This is a genomic window from Methanosarcina spelaei (assembly GCF_002287235.1).
In the GTDB taxonomy this organism is placed as follows: Archaea; Halobacteriota; Methanosarcinia; order Methanosarcinales; family Methanosarcinaceae; genus Methanosarcina; species Methanosarcina spelaei.
This window is the reverse complement of record NZ_LMVP01000381.1, coordinates 1-555: the sequence shown is the minus strand read 5'-3', so window position 1 is coordinate 555 and position 555 is coordinate 1. Positions and strand designations below refer to the sequence as shown.

General features: G+C 43.6%; 1 protein-coding gene. It reads right to left on the bottom strand.

Features of this window, described 5'->3' with window-relative positions; all coding sequences use genetic code 11:
• Positions 1-555 (bottom strand): phosphate ABC transporter substrate-binding protein (locus ASJ81_RS15005; RefSeq protein ID WP_141241759.1); only part of this gene is annotated, 555 nt, incomplete at both ends.

The following is a 555-nucleotide window of genomic DNA, read 5'->3' as shown; positions in this document are numbered from 1 at the left end:
GATCTTGAAAGCGGGTATGAGCCATTAAGTATACTTTCTTCAGTTGGAGCTACAGATCCATTACCATTATCCAGACTTAGTGCCTTTATACTGCTGTCGAGGTACGCAAAACCGATATATCCTATTGCGTTGGTATTCTGGGCGACCTCAGTAACTATGCCTCCAGTAGCAGGCTGAGTAAGAGCATCAGGTCGGTATTCATCACCTTGCAAAACATCTTTCTGGAAGTCTTTATAAGTTCCGGAACTGCTGTCTCTTGAAATTACAGCAATTTGTGCATCCGCTCCGCCAACTTCTTTCCAGTTGCTGATGCTTCCGTTGTAGATACCACGTAGCTGGTCAAAGGTAAGGTTAGAAACAGAATTAGAAGGGTTTACAATTACAGTAATGCCGTCATAGGCAATAGTAGTCTCTACAGGATTGATTCCTTTTGCTTCAGCAGATTTAATTTCATCATCTGTCATTTCTCGGGATGCCGGAGCAATATTTACCTCACCGTCAATAAGAGCAGCAATTCCAACCCCGGACCCTCCTCCGGTAACTGTTACGCTTTTT